Source organism: Mucilaginibacter mali (genome assembly GCF_013283875.1).
Classification (GTDB): Bacteria; Bacteroidota; Bacteroidia; order Sphingobacteriales; family Sphingobacteriaceae; genus Mucilaginibacter; species Mucilaginibacter mali.
The window spans coordinates 4,976,954-4,993,387 of record NZ_CP054139.1 but is presented as its reverse complement, the minus strand read 5'-3'; the positions used below and the strand labels follow the sequence as shown (position 1 = coordinate 4,993,387).

Sequence of the window (16,434 nt, the reverse complement as noted above, 5' to 3'; positions counted from 1 at the left end):
TAACCATCTAATAAGCAAAAAAGCTACTGTTATAGTAGCTTTTTTGCTTATTAGCATTTTATATGATGAGTAAGATCAAGGTTCTGTTTTTAACTGTGGGGATATTTGCAGCCCTGCTATGTAGCTGCCGCAAGGAAAAGCCGGGTAAAACCGTTGACGTAAAAGCATTAACAGTATACGGCGATACAATATACCTTGAAAGCGCGCCGTTTGAGGATAATCCATCAAAAAAGATCGATTCGGCGATAATTGTTAATAACCAGCAACAGGTAGTATGGCATGTGCCGATAAGTGATGAAGCGATATATAAAATTCGGTCAAAAAAAATGAATAAGGGCAGTTATTTGTTCGTGGCCGATTCGGGAACGATAGCAATAGACGCTAACTTCATGTCTCCCGTATTTAAGTCCAAGGGATCGCCTGCAACAGCCGTATTAAATAAATTTTTAACCGATAGGATAAACATGGCCGAAAGCGGCAGGCAAATAAGCCGCGTCAGCGATAGCTTGCTTAAGGCAGGTGCATCCAAAGCCAAACTGGATAGCGTTAAAAATGCGTTAAACCAATCGCTCTCTGCATATTTTGATTACAGCTTAAAGTTTGCCGATACGGTGCGCAGCCCGGCAGTATTTCTTTTGGCATATTATAGTATTGAATTTGGGGCTGACAGGGCCAAACTAAAAGCCTTTATTTTAAAAAGCGCCGCGCGTTTCCCTAAATATCCGGCTATTCAGAAATTAAAAAATGATGAACTGGCCACAATGAAGATCTATGAAGAGGAGTACGAGGTTGGGGATAAGCTGCCGGCCATTACCCTGCCCGATCAAAATGGTTTTACTATTAACACATCATCGTACAATGGTAGTTACTATTTAATTGATTTTTGGTCGAGTTGGTGTACTCAATGCCTGCCTTTTAAAGAAGCCGAAAGAAACCTCCTGGAGAAAATTCCTGGGAAAATAAAGGTTGTGAGCGTAGCCATTGATAGCGAAAAGGAAGATTGGAGCAAGATGGTTTTTGCTAACCAATACACCTGGCCGCAGTTAATTGATGTGGCTATGTGGAAGGGCACAGCCGTACAAACAATGAAAATAGATAGTATACCGTTTAATTTTTTAGTTGGTCCCGACGGTAAAGTGATAGCCAAAGCACTTAACGCGCACAACCTGGAAAGTACTGTTATGGCCAAAGTAAAATAACAGAGAATAAATTACTGGACTTATGAACACATTGTGTCAAAAATAATAACGCAATAGTGTGTGCAATTTAAGTTGTTCGCATTCTTTAAAAACTCGACTTTTGATATAGTCCCTTTTGTTATTTTTTATCTACACTATACTTACCCGGGCCTAAAAATAGCAGGCCGGCAAACATAATAGCGTCCTCAATAGCATGTGATGCGCCCATCAGGCCATCGCCTTTGTTAATATGGAACAGGGCGGCAATAACCAGGTTAATAAGCAGCAACAGGCAAACCGGCCTGAATACAAGACCAAGAACCAGCAACGCGCCGCCAATAGTTTCGGTAGCGGCCGAAAGAAAGCCCCATACGGCGGGCAAAAATGTGATACCTACGTTTTTCATAGCCATACCCAAGCCTTTCCAGGTATCCACGCCCCCCTCTAATTTAGGCAGGCCATGATAAACGAACATAATGCCTAACCCTACACGGATAACAAGTAACCCAAAATTGCGGTAATTGCCCAGTTTGTCAAATAATGCCATAGGTGTGATGCTGTTTTAATTAAATGTATGATGCAGTTACGTTATAATCTTCAATATTTAAATGTAGGTGCTTTCCGAAAATTATCGCATGGTTATCGGGAATATGCCCGGCGGGAAAATCGAAACATACCGGGTAGTTAAATTCGCTCACCAGGTTCATCACTATATCCGGTACGCTAAAGCCAAAAGGGATGTCGTTATCCTTTAATTCGGTAAAGCCGCCAACAATTAAGCCGGCCAGGTTATCCAGCTTACCTGCCCTTTTCAGGGTATACATCATCCGGTCTATCGAATACAGGTATTCGCCAACATCCTCCAGGAATAATATTTTACCATTATAATCCATATCCGACGCCGAACCCAGCATAGCGATAAGTAAACTGAGGTTACCGCCAATAACAGGCGCGGTAGCTTCGCCGGGCCGGTTAGCACTATACGATTTAAAACGGTAAGTAACCTCCTGGCCAAACAGGGCCTTTTTAAGCGATATAAGCGATTGCGATGACGCGTCGGGTACATTTACGGGCATTTGCCCGTGGATGGTCTGTAAACCATAATTAGTATGCAGGTGGCTGTGCAAAACAGTAATGTCGCTAAAGCCAATTATCCATTTGGGGTTTGTTGCCAGGCGGCTATAATCAACCATATCCACAATGCGGATAGTGCCATAACCACCACGGGCCGCGATGATGGCTTTGATACTGTCATCGTCAATAAAACGTTGCAGATCTTTAGCGCGCAGTTCATCATCGCCGGCAAACTGGTGATAACTGGCCAGCAGGGTTTCGCCCTGCACTACTTCAAGGCCCCAGCCTTCAAGTACTTTTACGGCTTCGGTCATTGGCCGTGGCAGTTTTTTGGCTGGGCAGGTAATGGCTATTTTATCGCCTTTTTTAAGATATGGGATCATAGATGGTCCGGAAAGACCGTGAGTCGGAAAGTCCGGAAGTTCAAATATAAGAAAGTCCGGAAAACCGTAAGTCGGGAAGTCCGGAAGTTTTTTGTGACAGTCATTCCAAACGTGCCGTCTTCGCCCGCATCTTTCCGTCTCCCGGACTTTCGGACTTTCCCGACTAATAGGTATCTTTGCCCCACTATGTCGCAAATTGATCATTATAAAAGATATACTATAACATCGGCGCTGCCTTATGCCAACGGGCCATTGCATATTGGTCACCTGGCCGGCGCCTATATACCAGCCGATATTTTTGTACGCTACCTGCGCCTAAAGAAAAAGGATGTTGTTTACATCTGCGGGTCCGACGAGCATGGCGCCGCCATCACCATCAAGGCCAAAAAAGAAGGCACTACCCCGCAGGCTATTATCGATAAATATCATGCCCAGATAAAAGACAGCTTTGAGCAATTCGGCATCGGGTTTGATATTTATCACCGAACCTCATCGGCCATACATCACGACTTATCGCAGGAGTTTTTCCTGAACCTGTACGAGAAAGGTGAGTTTGTGGAGAAATTCTCAGAGCAATATTTCGACGAGGATTACCAACAGTTTTTGGCCGACCGTTACATTACCGGTACCTGCCCCAATTGCAGCAACCCCAATGCCTACGGCGACCAATGCGAGCGCTGCGGTACCTCGCTAAACCCTACCGACCTGATCAACCCGGTATCGACCCTGAGCGGCAAAACACCTATATTAAAACCAACCAAACACTGGTATTTGCCGTTAGATAAATACCAGCCCTGGCTGGAAAGCTGGATAGCCACCAAAGAAGGCGACTGGAAGGTGAATGTTTACGGACAATGTATATCGTGGCTAAAATCGGGCTTGCAACCACGCTCGATGACGCGCGATTTGGATTGGGGTATCGATGTTCCGCTGGAAGAGGCCAAAGGCAAAAAGCTATACGTTTGGATGGATGCGCCGATAGGTTATATATCGGCCACCAAACAATGGGCCGAGGATAATGGCAAGGACTGGCAGCTATACTGGAAAAAGCAAGCCGACGAGGCCGATGATGCCTGCCTGCTGCACTTTATAGGTAAGGATAATATCGTTTTCCACTGCATCATTTTCCCTTCGATATTGCACGCTCACGGCGAATACATTTTGCCGCAGAACGTACCGGCCAACGAGTTTTTGAACCTGGAGGGCGATAAGCTATCCACCAGTCGCAACCACGCGGTTTGGCTGCACGAATATCTGGAAGAGTTCCCCGGCAAGCAGGATGAATTGCGCTACGTACTAACATCTATATTACCTGAAACGAGCGACAGCGAGTTTACCTGGAAAGATTACCAGGCCCGTGTAAATAACGAGTTGGTGGCTATACTTGGTAACTTTGTGAACCGGGTGATGATACTGATGCACAAGTTCTTCGACGGTAAAGTGCAGGGAGGCGCTAAGCTAAGCGATGCCGGTCTGGATACCGAAATAGGTAATTTGTACGATGAGATAGGCAAAAGTTTGGATGCCTATAAATTCCGCCAGGGTTTACAGGCCGCTATGGATATGGCCCGGTTGGGTAACCGCTACCTCACCGAAAAAGAACCATGGAAGAGCATCAAAACCGACGAAGCCGCAGCCCGCGAAGCGCTGCACAATAGCCTGGTGCTGATAGCGCATATCGCTTGCGCGTTGCAACCGTTCTTGCCAACTACAGCCAAAAAAATATTAGGTATGCTTAACTGGCATAAAGACAGCATTGCTTACGATGAGGAAGCCGTATTTGCCGATGGTCATCAGTTGAACCCGGCAAGCCTGCTGTTTGAGAAAGTGGAGGACGAAGCGATAGAAAAGCAGCTGGCTAAACTGGCTGCCAAAAAACAAGCTGTTACCGAAGCTGCACCCGCGCCTGAAATTGCACCGGCAAAAGAAGCCATCAACTATGAAAGTTTTGCTACCATGGATATCCGCGTAGGTACCATCCTCGCAGCTGAAAAAGTAGCCAAGACCAAAAAGCTGATGAAGCTAAGCATTGATACCGGTATCGACCAGCGCACGGTAGTATCGGGCATTGCCGAGCATTTTGAACCGGAAGCCATTGTTGGCCGCCAGGTTAGCATACTGGTTAACCTTGAGCCAAGAGAGATAAAAGGCATCCTGTCGCAGGGAATGATCCTGATGGCCGAGAATGCCGAAGGTAAGCTCACCTTTGTATCGCCGGGTGAAGGAATGCACAATGGATCGGTGATCAGGTAAATATGAGATATGCAAGTGTGCGGATGTGCAAATGTTTTTTGCTAAATCGCCGATAATTTGCACCTTTGCACACTGTATAAGAATTTGCAGATCTGCACATCCGCTCAATTGCACATTCAACATGGCCCTGTAGTTCAACGGATAGAATAGAAGTTTCCTAAACTTTAGATATGGGTTCGATTCCCGTCGGGGCTACCAAAAAGTCAATAATTACTCATGATTATTGGCTTTTTTCGTTTTCAGGGGAGATTATAGGGGTAGATTAAATCGAACCTTTTCGGACGACTTAGAACAGTTTCGGTGCTGAGTATTTAATTTATTATCAATTTAAACCGGTCTTGTTAACTGGTTTTATTTTTCACTAGGTCGTTACGAAATGAGTAATAAGCTTGATTAAGCCTCCAAAGTATATCAACTGGAAAAGGTCGAATTAAATCTAACTATTATTTAGGCTTTTTATTTGTTCAATAGTATGTGAATAATGTTGCTTATTTGAGAAAGCGCAATGCGTCATACTTAGGGCCTTAATTGGGGCGTTGCCTCCGGCCCAGGCTATCCGTTCATGCCCCTGCAGGCCTTAGCCACATTGGCCGGTATCCACTCCTATCCCTAACGCGGAGAAATTATCGGTTTACCCTCCGACTGAAATAAAAAAGCCCAACACTTGGCTAGGCCTGAACGCATGATACCTTAGTATCACCCGCTTTTAAGAAATTTAAATATGCCATCAAAGCGATAGCGTTGATTTTCAAACAGCTAAATAACTACCAACTATTTTGATACATTACCGACTAAGAAGAGCTGGTCTAAAAAATCATAGATCGAATATGAATTTTATGGAGATCAGTAGTTTCTGTTTTTAATATAATATCTGAAATATTTCGAGGTAGTTCGTTCAGCATTATTGGCTGCACTGGTGCAGTGACTAAATGATAGTTGGTGTCCTCGAAATTGTTCAATATTGTTTTGTCGTAAGTAAAGATTCCTCTTTCAGCCAGATATATAAAACTGCTAAAATATCTGTCTGTTATTTTTAGATTCCGCCTAATTTCCTTCAGTTGTGGGTTAATAATAAAATCACTATTGGGCGGTAAATCACGAAAGAAATCAGCCATAAATTCAAAATTCTCCCATGATCTAGATATTGTTAAAGGTAATCTTCCTCCACCCGATGACACGCAGCCAACATTGATCCCATTTGTAAAAAACCAATCAAAATCTGATGTTTCTTGTTCAATTTCTGTAATCATTTTATTTATTTCTTCTCTAACATTACTTTGCAATTATTACACATAGGCACAATGTCTCCCCCCCCCGCTGGCGCAAGCGTCCCCGTGGCTGTTGCACAACGAGCTTATTGCATTGATATTTTAAGATCATGGCTTGTAGCAAGCCATGATCAATTTTAAGTAATAATGTTTGCTATACTATAATCCGGCTTACCATAAAGCATTATTAATGCCTGCCATGAACCATTAATTCCATATTTCAGGAGCTTTTTAAGATTGTAAGCGATACCAGCCATTATCATACACTTATTAGCCAGTTTGATCCCGATAGTGTTAACTTTCCGCATACCAAGGTATTCGATAAGGTTTCCAATGACAGGCTCGACTGTACTTTGACGCACAATCATCATTTGCCTGCCATAAGACTCGCTCATCCGTTTATGCATTTCATCGAACAATGGCCTTTTCAAAGAATTGGTCAGCGTTTTATAGGATGCCTTACCAATGCATGTTTTGCGAGCAGGACAGTTCTTACAGTCGGATCGTTTACTCATATAAGTCTTTGATATACCGTGGTGCTCCTTATATCCAATGAACTTTAGCGCGTTGCCCTGATCGCAAAGGTAACGGTCGTTATCCTCATCATAGGTAAACCCGGTACGCTCCTGTTTATAAGTGCCGGTGTTAGGGATATATCCGGTGATTCCCCTTGAGATTAGGGTTTCCAATGCGGATGAGCTACTGTAATTAGCGTCTGCAATGATCTCTTCGGTCGTTAATCCATATCCTTTTATATTGCTGTCTATCTTGTCAAGCACCGCCTCAAGGCACTGGCTGTCCTTCTTGTCCGCATGAAATGCACCGATGCTTGTAATGATATAACTGCCGGTATCTACACTAAGCTGCCCCAGGTAATTCAAACGGGTTATTTTACCGGGTTTTACAGACATTCGCGCATCAGGATCGGTCGTGCTGGCACGGGTTGCATTATTACGCTTTGGGGCTGTGTTCGTAGGTTTTTCAGGCCTGTCGGGCCTGTCATCGCTGCTGTCCTCTTCCTTCAGTTGACGGGTAAAGTCCACGGCATCATCCATGATGGCTTTTTCCCTGATGCTATCCATTGCCGCATTGGCCTTAACATATACGCTGTCAACAGCCTGCCTTTTTCCTGTTAACATACCTTTATCAATACACTGCTTTAATACCTGTTTGAACAAGGTATTAAATACGTCCTCATCGTAAAGCTGGCGTGTTCGGCTTAATGTAGAATGCCATGGCAGTTCCTCATCAATATCATATCCGATAAAGTAAAGGATATCCAGTCTCATAGCAGCCATATTGACTATACGCCTGTCGCTGGGCTGGTTCTCCAGGTAACCGACAAGTAACAACTTGAAGAAAACGACCGGGTCTATACTTTTCTGCCCGTCTTTTCCGTAATACTTCGCTGTCGCCTCATATAGAAAACGCAGATCTAAAATATCCTTTAGTTTTCTATAAATATTGTCAGCCGGAACACGGTCGGATAATTGAAAGTTAGTGAAAAACTTCTCCTGATAATGTTTCTTCCCTTGCATGCGTTAAGATACTAAAAAACAATATCTTAACATAATATTATCCAAAAAATATCCGTTAGTTGTGCAACAGCCACGAGGACGCTTGCGGTAGCGGAGAGACTGGTTTGATGAATATTATTGAGGGTGCCGATTTGTTTGAAATCATGGATGGCTTTAAGGTCATCCAAAAAGTTCGACATTTCGCCTGTTCGCTCTACATGGGAGGAGGCTGTATCATAAATCATGGTATGGCCTCTTTTTTATTTGTGCATAATTTATTGGAATAAAGAGGGGTATTTATTTGATATAATAATCTGATTTTCATATATTTATGTATCGAAAGTAGCGTAGTATGTCCTCTAAAAGACCTGTATTCAAGCCCTACCAGCAACGGCAGTTGATGGCTATTCCTCCGACACTTGACGAATTAGTTCCGGCATCGCACCCGGTGCGTGTAGTTAACGATGTGATCGACAGGCTCTATCTGGAACCATTGCTGAAAGCTTATCATATCCGCGGGAGTTCAAGCTATCACCCGCAAATGTTGTTAAAGGTGCTGGTATATGGGTATGTAACCAACACCTACTCCAGCCGAAAGCTGGCAGCAGCCTGCCGGGAAAGCGTTTACCTGATGTGGCTGAGTTCGATGAACTATCCTGATCATAATACGATCAACCGTTTCCGGGGCGTACGTTTGAAGCATGCGCTGCGTGATGTGTTCGAAGATGTGGTGAAACTTTTGGCAGAGGAAGGCCTGCTCAGTATTGAAGAAGTGAATACGGACGGGACAAAGATAGAGGCGAATGCAAACCGGTATACCTTTGTCTGGAAGAAAGCGATTCAGACCAATAAGGAAAAGATGAAAAAGCAGCTGTCAGAGATATGGGACTATGCCCAAAGCGTAGCAAAAGAAGAAGACAGGCTGCCTGATCCGCCTGACTTTACTGTTATTGACAGTGAAAAGGTCAATGCCGCAGTAGATAAACTCAATGAGAAGCTTTCCTCGCGTGAGGATGTTTCCAAACAGGTCAAAAGCAAGCTGCGGTATATCAGCAAACATTACCCGCAGGCCATTGCCCGCTATGAGCAGCAGGAAGCTCTGCTGGGTGAACGCAACAGCTATTCCAAGACCGATACGGATGCCACATTCATGCGGATGAAGGAAGACCACATGAAAAACGGCCAGTTAAAACCGGGGTATAATGTTCAGATATCCACATCCAACCAGTTCATTGTCAATTACACCATTCACTCCAACACCACAGACACCAATACATTAAGTGCTCATTTAGCGCAGCATGAAGTCAGCTTTGGCAAAGCACCGCAAGTGCTTACAGCCGATGCCGGATATGGCTCCGAGGAGAACTACACGCGGTTGGAACAAAAAGGAACAATCGCCTTTGTAAAGTATGGGATGTTCGATAAGGAACAAAATGAGAATCACAACAACAAGCACCCTTTTGCAGCAAATAAGCTTTTTTACAACCAGGAGAAAGATTGTTACATCTGCCCGATGGGCCAGCAAATGAATTTCATCGGAACAAGTAAAAGAAAAACAAGCACGGAGTTTGAACAAACGGTAAAAAGATACCAGGCAGTTAACTGCGCTAACTGTCCGCTGAACGGTATTTGCCATAAATCAAAAGGGAATCGGATCATTGAAATCAATGAAAACCTGAACCGCCTGAAACAAAAGGCGCACGAGCTGTTAAACAGTGAAGAAGGCATACAACGGCGAAAGAAACGCTGCTTTGATGTAGAACCTGTATTTGGTAATATTAAGCAGAACCATGGCTTTAAACGGTTTATGCTCCGCGGCAAGGAAAAAGTAGAAATAGAATGGGGTTTAGTTGCAATCGCACAAAATCTAAGGAAAAAAGCGGCTTAAATGAGTCGTTTTACCACTCAGGTTCGCCCAAGAAAGCTACCCCCTCCCCCTCAAAAAATTCCATAGAAACTCAATACCAAATTCAGCTATTAGGCTAAAAAAATAAAGACCGCATCATTTGATTTATGATACGGCCTCCTCTTTGTTTTTCTATGTGTCTTGTCCTGAAAGAATTTAAAAGATAATTACCTTATTTCAGGACGAGGAGTCTATTTGGTTCGATGCTGTGCTTACTCGGCCATGTTATGGTAAACAGCCTGCACATCGTCGTCCTCTTCCAGTTTGTCTATCAGTTTCATGATATCGGCCACCTGGTCTTCGCTCACTTCGTGGAACGATTGCGGGATACGCTCCAGCTTGGCCGATTTGGTTTCGATACCAAGTTCTTCCAGCATTTTCTGCATTTTGCCAAAATCTTCAAAAGCGGTGTGGATAACGGCAATATCGTTACCGTTCTCGTCGGCTTCCACAAACAGGTCTTCCAGGCCGGCGTCTATCAGTTCAAACTCCAGTTCTTCCAGGTCGCGCTCGCCCGGCTCGAAGGTGAATACCGCCTTGCGGGTAAATATAAAATCAAGCGAACCGGTTTTGCCCAGCGCGCCGCCTACTTTGGTAAAATAGCTGCGTACGTTGGCAACGGTACGGTTGGTGTTATCGGTAGCGGTCTCTACCAATACAGCCACGCCATGCGGCGCGTAACCTTCGTATACCAGTTCTTCGTAATCTTTCTCGTCGCGGTTGGTAGCGCGTTTTATGGCCGCCTCTACACGATCTTTAGGCATGTTAACAGCCTTGGCGTTCTGCACGGCTGTGCGCAGGCGCGAGTTGGTGGTCGGGTCGCCGCCGCCGGCTTTAACCGCCATTACAATTTCCTTACCCAAACGGGTAAACTGCACCGCCATTTTGGCCCAGCGCTTAAACTTTCTCTCTTTACGGAATTCGAATGCTCTTCCCATTTTTCTTTAGTTCATGGTTGATGGTTCATTGATCATGGCCCATGCAACCGCAAATATACTATTTGTTCGGTATAAAGCCTTTGGCTTTAACCTTTCTGCTTTTCACTTAAATAACGTTCTTCAGGTTCACCAGCATATCGGCTACCATTTTTGGCAGATCGTATTCCAGTTTCCAGCCCCAGTCGGCGGTGGCCTGGCTATCGTCTATCGATTTTGGCCAGCTGTCGGCGATAGCCTGGCGCGGGTCGTTATCGGCATAACTTATCTCGAAACCCGGCAAGTGGTTTTTAATTTCATTAGCCAGCTGGCACGGGGTAAAACTCAAGCCAGCCAGGTTATAACTGCTGCGAATGGTCAATTGATCGGCCGGGGCATCCATCAGGGATAGCGTGGCACGGATGGCATCGTCCATATACATCATTGGCAGGGCTGTTTCAGATGACAGGAAGCTTTGATACTTACCGGTTTTCAGCGCTTCGTGAAAAATATGTACGGCGTAATCGGTAGTGCCGCCGCCCGGGTTTGCACGCCAGCCGATGAGGCCCGGGTAACGCAAACTGCGCACATCAAGCCCGTGTTTAGCATGGTAATATTCGCACCAGCGTTCGCCGGCCAGCTTGCTGAAACCGTAAACCGTGTTAGGATCCATCACACAATATTGCGGCGTATTATACTGTGGCGAGTGCGGCCCGAAAACAGCGATACTGCTTGGCCAGAAAACTTTAGCTACGTTAAACTCTACCGCGAGATCAAGCACCTGGATCAGGCCGGTCATGTTCAGATCCCAGGCCATTTTGGGTTTTTGTTCACCCACGGCCGATAGGATGGCGGCAAGCAGGTAAACCTGGGTAGGGCGGTGTTTATCAAAAATATGGTGCAGGTTATCCTTATCCAGCACGTTCACAAACTCAAACGGCCCGCTATTGCGAATGGCATAAGCCGGGTCGTTAATGTCTGAAGCAATAACCTGTGCCGCTCCGTGAATCGTTCGGAGGGTGTTAACCAATTCGGTGCCTATTTGTCCGTTGGCACCAATTACCAATATTTTTTCGCTCATTTGTTTGTCCCGATTTTGATGGACAAAGGTAGAAGAAAGTCCGGAAGTGCAAAAGGTAACGGGGCCGTAAGATGGTATTTATTCGAACTTAAATACCCGTCAAAACTACAATTATCCGGTTGTTACACCGTCGGCTTTTTTAATAAATGTAATAGCAATACCGGCCAATACTACCATACATCCAACTATCTCTTTCACCTGCAATTTTTCGTGCAGCATTATCGCCGCTATTAAAGCCGTTACCACCGTTTGCCCCAGCAAGGCTACCGATGTTTTAGTAGCCGGCAAAAGGCTGATGGCATAGTTAATGGTGATCCATCCCGCAAGCTGGCATATTAAACCCATCCCGATAAAATAGCCCCAGGTAGCAGCCGGGAAATTAGTTAGCGGAGCGCCCTGTATTAAATTAACCAGCAGCAAAAATACCGCCGCGCCCAGCATATTGTAAAACATAAAGGTGAGGGTATCGGTGCGCTGCAATACATTTTTAGTAAGCAGGATATAAATAGCGTATAAAATGCTGGCGGCTATGGCCAGCGGTATACCGATATTAAATTGCAAACCAACCAAATCCTGGTAACCTACCAGTATCAGCATGCCTAAAATAGCTACCGCCGTACCCGCCCAAAATGGCAGGCCCGAACGCTTGCGCAGGAAGATAAAACTGATCAAGCCCACCCAAACCGGGGCCAGGTTAGCCAGCAGGGTTGATACCGTAGCGCTGATCTTTAGTATCGACATATTCCATACCGCCACATCCGAAGCGAAGACCACGCCGGCCAGCAGCGCTATCCACATATCGGTACGGGCAATAATGGTTTTACGCTTGATGAGGCACCAGGGCAGCAGCAGCGCCCAGGCAATAGCAATACGGTAAAACGCCGCCGTAACCGGCGCCACCCCGGCCAGCTTTACAAATATGGCCGAGAACGCGATGCAGATAATGCCGATGACGAGACTAAGTTTGGGATTCATATTCCGGGCAAACTTAGGCCATTATTTTTTAATTTGATCAATTAGTAGCATCTTAACGGCATTACACGTAACGCTAATTAAACGCATGTTATGAAAAATAAATTACGCCTAAGCATTATCGTAATAATCGGCTTAATAGTTGGCTCATGTAACAAACGAATGTGCTGTACACCGCCAACCGCCAACTTCATTCATGTAAAAAGCGGCATCACTGAATGGGACCTTACAGCACCGCTGGCACAGGTTATTAACGATTCGCTTACGCTGGTGGGGCAAGGCAAAGAAGAGAATTTGTTGGTAAGGATAAAGTTTAATGGCACGGGTAGATACGTGCTTACCGGCCAGCAATTAAAATATTACAAAACAATTGGCGGCGACGCGGTAGTGGTGGAGTACATTGCCGAACCCGGCAACGAAAGCGTATTGAACATCCACACCTATGAACAAGACAGCAAAACCATTACGGGAGATTTTGTAATGAACTTTATAAAATCGTCGCGATATTGGGATAACCAGGCATATCCGATAAATTTTGGCTTCAACAGCGGAACTTTCAAAATACAGTTAGCTAAATAATTGTATTTTTGGGCTCAAAATATTTTTATAATGAGTTCGAGAACTAAAATTAAAGCACTGTTGACCGGCACACAAACCGGTACCGAAGTAACTGTTAAGGGATGGGTACGCGCCTTCCGTCAAAATAGGTTTATCGCTTTAAATGATGGTTCTACCAATAATAACATCCAGATAGTTGTTGATTTTGAGAACACCGACCCTACCCTGCTAAAACGTATTACTGTTGGCGCGGCCATCAGCGTTACCGGTATTTTAACCGTATCGTTAGGCCAGGGACAATCGGTAGAGATACCCGCGACCACTATCGAGGTACTGGGCGATTGTGATCCGGACGCTTATCCGCTGCAATTAAAAAACCGCCCGAGTTTGGAGTTTTTGCGTGAAAAGGCACACCTGCGTTTCCGTACCAATACTTTTGGGGCGATATTCCGTGTGCGGAATACGCTGTCGTTCGCTATCCACCAGTTTTTACAGGAGAAAGGTTTTGTTTACCTGCACACCCCGGTTATTACCGCAAGCGATGCCGAAGGCGCGGGCGAGACTTTCCACGTCACCAACTTCGACCTGAACAATATCCCAAGGACAGAAACCGGCGAGATCGATTACAAACAAGATTTCTTCGGCCGCTCTACTAACTTAACAGTATCAGGTCAGTTAGAAGGTGAGCTTGGTGCGATGGCCCTGAGCGATATCTATACCTTCGGCCCAACTTTCCGTGCCGAAAACTCTAACACCACCCGCCACCTGGCCGAGTTTTGGATGATAGAGCCGGAAATGGCTTTTTACGATCTGCAGGATAACGCCGATTTGGCCGAGGGGATGCTGAAATACGTGATCAGCTATGCTTTGGATAAAAACAAGGAAGACCTGGAGTTTTTAAGCCAGCGCCTGGCTGATGAAGAAAAGCAAAAGCCGCAGAACGAACGCTCTGAAATGAGCCTGCTGGATAAGCTGCAATTTTGTTTGGATAACGACTTTATGCGTATCACTTATACCGAGGCTATCGATATCCTGCGCGATTCATCGCACAATAAAAAGAAAAAGTTCCAGTACTTGATAGAAGGCTGGGGCGCCGACCTGCAATCGGAACACGAACGTTACCTGGTTGAAAAGCACTTTAAAAAACCGGTGATCCTGACCGATTACCCGAAAGAGATCAAATCATTCTACATGCGCCAGAACGAGGACGGCAAAACCGTGGCCGCTATGGATATCCTGTTTCCCGGCATTGGCGAAATAGTAGGCGGTTCGCAACGTGAGGAACGTTTAGATAGACTGGAACAACGTATGGACGAACTGGGTATCCCTAAGGATGAACTGTGGTGGTACCTGGATACCCGCCGCTTCGGCACTTGCCCGCACGCGGGTTTCGGCTTAGGTTTCGAGCGTTTGGTGCTGTTTGTTACCGGTATGGGTAACATCAGGGATGTGATACCTTTCCCAAGGTTCCCGAAGAACGCGGAGTTTTAGACCTTGTTTTAAGGATTTTAGGATTATCTTGATTATACAAAAACAAAACGCCCCGATAATTCGGGGCGTTTTGTTTTTGTATAATTTTTATATTAGTGGCGGCCGTGTTTCCATTGACCTAAATGACGACCGTTATCATGACGATAAAAGTCGCGGCGATCGTACCTGTCGTAGCTGCGGTACACTACCGGGCGGCTATAATACCTGTGGTACACCACCGGGCGGCTGTAATAACGGTGATAAACAACAGGCTCGCGGTACACTACCGGGGGGCTGTATACCACCGGCTCGCTGTAATACACACGATGATATGGAACATAATTGCCAGCGCTCACATGTACACCAGGTGTGTTCACACTTACATGGAAACGGGTTTGCGCATTTGCTATGGTAAGCGAACCTACGGTTAAAACCAGGGCTGCTAATATTGTTTTTATCGTTTTCATAACCTTTTAGTTTTAGTCTGTTATTTTCAAACTTGTTTAAATAATAGACCATTATCATGCCAAAAGGTAAAGCCCCCAAATTAAATTTATTGCTTATCACCTGACTATCAGTTAGTTTTTTTGACAGCTAAAACTAATAAAGGGCTTTAAATACCATCTTCAGCTATCCTAAATGAAATACATTTTTGTCCGCTTAATATCATAATCACATATTAACCTTATTTTGACAAAACGATAACCAGCGCTTATAGGTTACAATCTTACATTTGACGCATGACGCCGCTACTATTCACATCCTACCAAATAAAATCCGTTAAGCTACGCAACCGCATTGTAGTATCGCCCATGTGCCAATATTCCAGCACCGATGGTTTTGCCAACAACTGGCATTTAGTGCATTTGGGCGCTATGGCTACCGGTGGTGCTGGATTGATCATTACCGAAGCTACTGCCGTATCGCCTGAGGGCCGTATATCTTATGCCGATCTGGGCATTTATAAAGATGAGCACATCGAAAAGCTAAAAGAGATAACCGATTTTATTCATGAGCAAGGTGCCGTAGCGGGTATACAGTTGGCCCATGCTGGTCGTAAAGCCAGTCATGCCGAACCCTGGAATGGCAGCAAACAAATACCGTCCGATCAACCAAACGGCTGGATGAGCGTAGCGCCAAGCGCTATATCTTTTACCACATCCGAAGAAGCACCTGTTGAACTGGATAAAGCAGGCATTGAAAAAGTAAAGGCTGATTTTAAAGCTGCCACTACCCGGGCGTTGAAAGCCGGTTTTAAACTGATAGAGTTGCACGGCGCGCATGGCTATTTAATTAACCAATTCCTATCGCCATTAAGCAATCAACGCACCGATGAATATGGCGGTGAATTTGAAAACCGCGTTCGTTTACTGTTAGAGATCATCGATGAAGTAAAACAGGTTTGGCCAGATGAATTGCCGTTGTTCGTTCGCCTCTCGGCCACCGAGTGGGTTGAGGGTGGCTGGTCGGTTGAAGATTCGGTAGAATTGGCTAAATTGCTGAAGCAAAAAGGGGTGGACCTAATAGATTGCTCTACCGGCGGCAATGCGGCCGGCACTAAGATACCTGTCGGCCCGGGTTACCAGGTGCCATTTGCCGAAGAGGTGAAGCATGGTGCCGATATAGCTACCGGTGCCGTAGGTTTAATTACCGAAGCATGGCAGGCCGAAGATATCCTGCAAGCAGAACAAGCCGATCTAATTATATTTGCCCGCGAGATGCTGCGTGACCCACATTTCCCGCTGCGCGCGGCTAACGAGCTGGGTTACGATATTAAATGGCCGGTACAATACGAACGGGCTAAATGGGCATGAGTAAAGAACATAATTTTTCAAATCATACATCAACAAAAACAACACA

General features: G+C 45.3%; 14 protein-coding genes and 1 tRNA gene. 7 read left to right on the top strand and 8 right to left on the bottom strand.

The window, feature by feature from the left end:
* The first annotated feature begins 62 nt into the window (after positions 1-62).
* The gene (locus tag HQ865_RS21125) at positions 63-1,199 is read left to right on the top strand and encodes a TlpA disulfide reductase family protein (RefSeq protein ID WP_173416809.1); all 1,137 of its coding nucleotides are present in this window, start codon (positions 63-65) and stop codon (positions 1,197-1,199) included.
* A 118-nt stretch (positions 1,200-1,317) separates the two neighbouring features.
* Here HQ865_RS21125 and HQ865_RS21120 read toward each other — a convergent pair whose 3' ends face one another.
* Positions 1,318-1,725, bottom strand: coding sequence for a DoxX family protein (locus HQ865_RS21120; protein ID WP_173416808.1), 408 nt, complete (start codon positions 1,723-1,725; stop codon positions 1,318-1,320).
* Positions 1,726-1,744: 19 nt separating this feature from the next.
* A complete protein-coding gene (locus HQ865_RS21115) occupies positions 1,745-2,635 on the bottom strand; it encodes a S66 peptidase family protein (RefSeq protein WP_173416807.1) in 891 nt (296 codons plus the stop codon).
* 186 nt (positions 2,636-2,821) lie between these two features.
* Between HQ865_RS21115 and metG the strand changes: the two genes are divergently transcribed.
* The gene (gene metG / locus HQ865_RS21110; RefSeq protein WP_173416806.1) at positions 2,822-4,888 is read left to right on the top strand and encodes a methionine--tRNA ligase; all 2,067 of its coding nucleotides are present in this window, start codon (positions 2,822-2,824) and stop codon (positions 4,886-4,888) included.
* 123 nt (positions 4,889-5,011) lie between these two features.
* Positions 5,012-5,086: transfer RNA gene (locus HQ865_RS21105), tRNA-Arg, on the top strand.
* Between the two features lie 608 nt (positions 5,087-5,694).
* Here the strand turns inward: HQ865_RS21105 and HQ865_RS21100 are convergent.
* Both HQ865_RS21100 and HQ865_RS21095 read right to left on the bottom strand, forming a co-directional pair.
* Positions 5,695-6,138: a hypothetical protein gene (locus HQ865_RS21100; protein WP_173416805.1), complete on the bottom strand. Its 444-nt coding sequence runs from the start codon at positions 6,136-6,138 to the stop codon at positions 5,695-5,697.
* Positions 6,139-6,293: 155 nt separating this feature from the next.
* A complete protein-coding gene (locus tag HQ865_RS21095) occupies positions 6,294-7,694 on the bottom strand; it encodes an IS1182 family transposase (RefSeq protein WP_173416804.1) in 1,401 nt (466 codons plus the stop codon).
* Between the two features lie 331 nt (positions 7,695-8,025).
* Between HQ865_RS21095 and HQ865_RS21090 the strand changes: the two genes are divergently transcribed.
* Complete coding sequence (locus HQ865_RS21090) at positions 8,026-9,561, top strand: IS1182 family transposase (protein ID WP_173412997.1); 1,536 nt, start codon at positions 8,026-8,028, stop codon at positions 9,559-9,561.
* Positions 9,562-9,791: 230 nt separating this feature from the next.
* Here the strand turns inward: HQ865_RS21090 and HQ865_RS21085 are convergent, their stop codons facing one another.
* From HQ865_RS21085 to HQ865_RS21075, 3 genes are all read right to left on the bottom strand, one after another.
* Positions 9,792-10,517 (bottom strand): YebC/PmpR family DNA-binding transcriptional regulator, encoded by a 726-nt coding sequence (locus HQ865_RS21085; RefSeq protein WP_173416803.1) that lies wholly within the window; start codon positions 10,515-10,517, stop codon positions 9,792-9,794.
* Positions 10,518-10,623: 106 nt separating this feature from the next.
* Positions 10,624-11,574, bottom strand: coding sequence for an NAD-dependent epimerase/dehydratase family protein (locus tag HQ865_RS21080; RefSeq protein WP_173416802.1), 951 nt, complete (start codon positions 11,572-11,574; stop codon positions 10,624-10,626).
* A 111-nt stretch (positions 11,575-11,685) separates the two neighbouring features.
* Positions 11,686-12,549 (bottom strand): DMT family transporter, encoded by an 864-nt coding sequence (locus tag HQ865_RS21075; RefSeq protein WP_173416801.1) that lies wholly within the window; start codon positions 12,547-12,549, stop codon positions 11,686-11,688.
* Positions 12,550-12,639: 90 nt separating this feature from the next.
* Here HQ865_RS21075 and HQ865_RS21070 point away from each other — a divergent pair, with 90 nt between their 5' ends.
* Positions 12,640-13,125 (top strand): hypothetical protein, encoded by a 486-nt coding sequence (locus HQ865_RS21070; RefSeq protein ID WP_173416800.1) that lies wholly within the window; start codon positions 12,640-12,642, stop codon positions 13,123-13,125.
* Positions 13,126-13,155: 30 nt separating this feature from the next.
* A complete protein-coding gene (gene asnS, locus HQ865_RS21065) occupies positions 13,156-14,595 on the top strand; it encodes an asparagine--tRNA ligase (RefSeq protein ID WP_173416799.1) in 1,440 nt (479 codons plus the stop codon).
* Between the two features lie 92 nt (positions 14,596-14,687).
* On the opposite strand, the gene HQ865_RS21060 is transcribed toward asnS, so the two are convergent.
* On the bottom strand, positions 14,688-15,041 hold the full coding sequence (locus HQ865_RS21060) for a hypothetical protein (protein ID WP_173416798.1): 354 nt from the start codon (positions 15,039-15,041) through the stop codon (positions 14,688-14,690).
* Between the two features lie 273 nt (positions 15,042-15,314).
* On the opposite strand from HQ865_RS21060, the gene namA reads away from it, so the two are divergent.
* On the top strand, positions 15,315-16,388 hold the full coding sequence (gene namA / locus HQ865_RS21055; protein WP_173416797.1) for an NADPH dehydrogenase NamA: 1,074 nt from the start codon (positions 15,315-15,317) through the stop codon (positions 16,386-16,388).
* Positions 16,389-16,434: the final 46 nt, after the last annotated feature.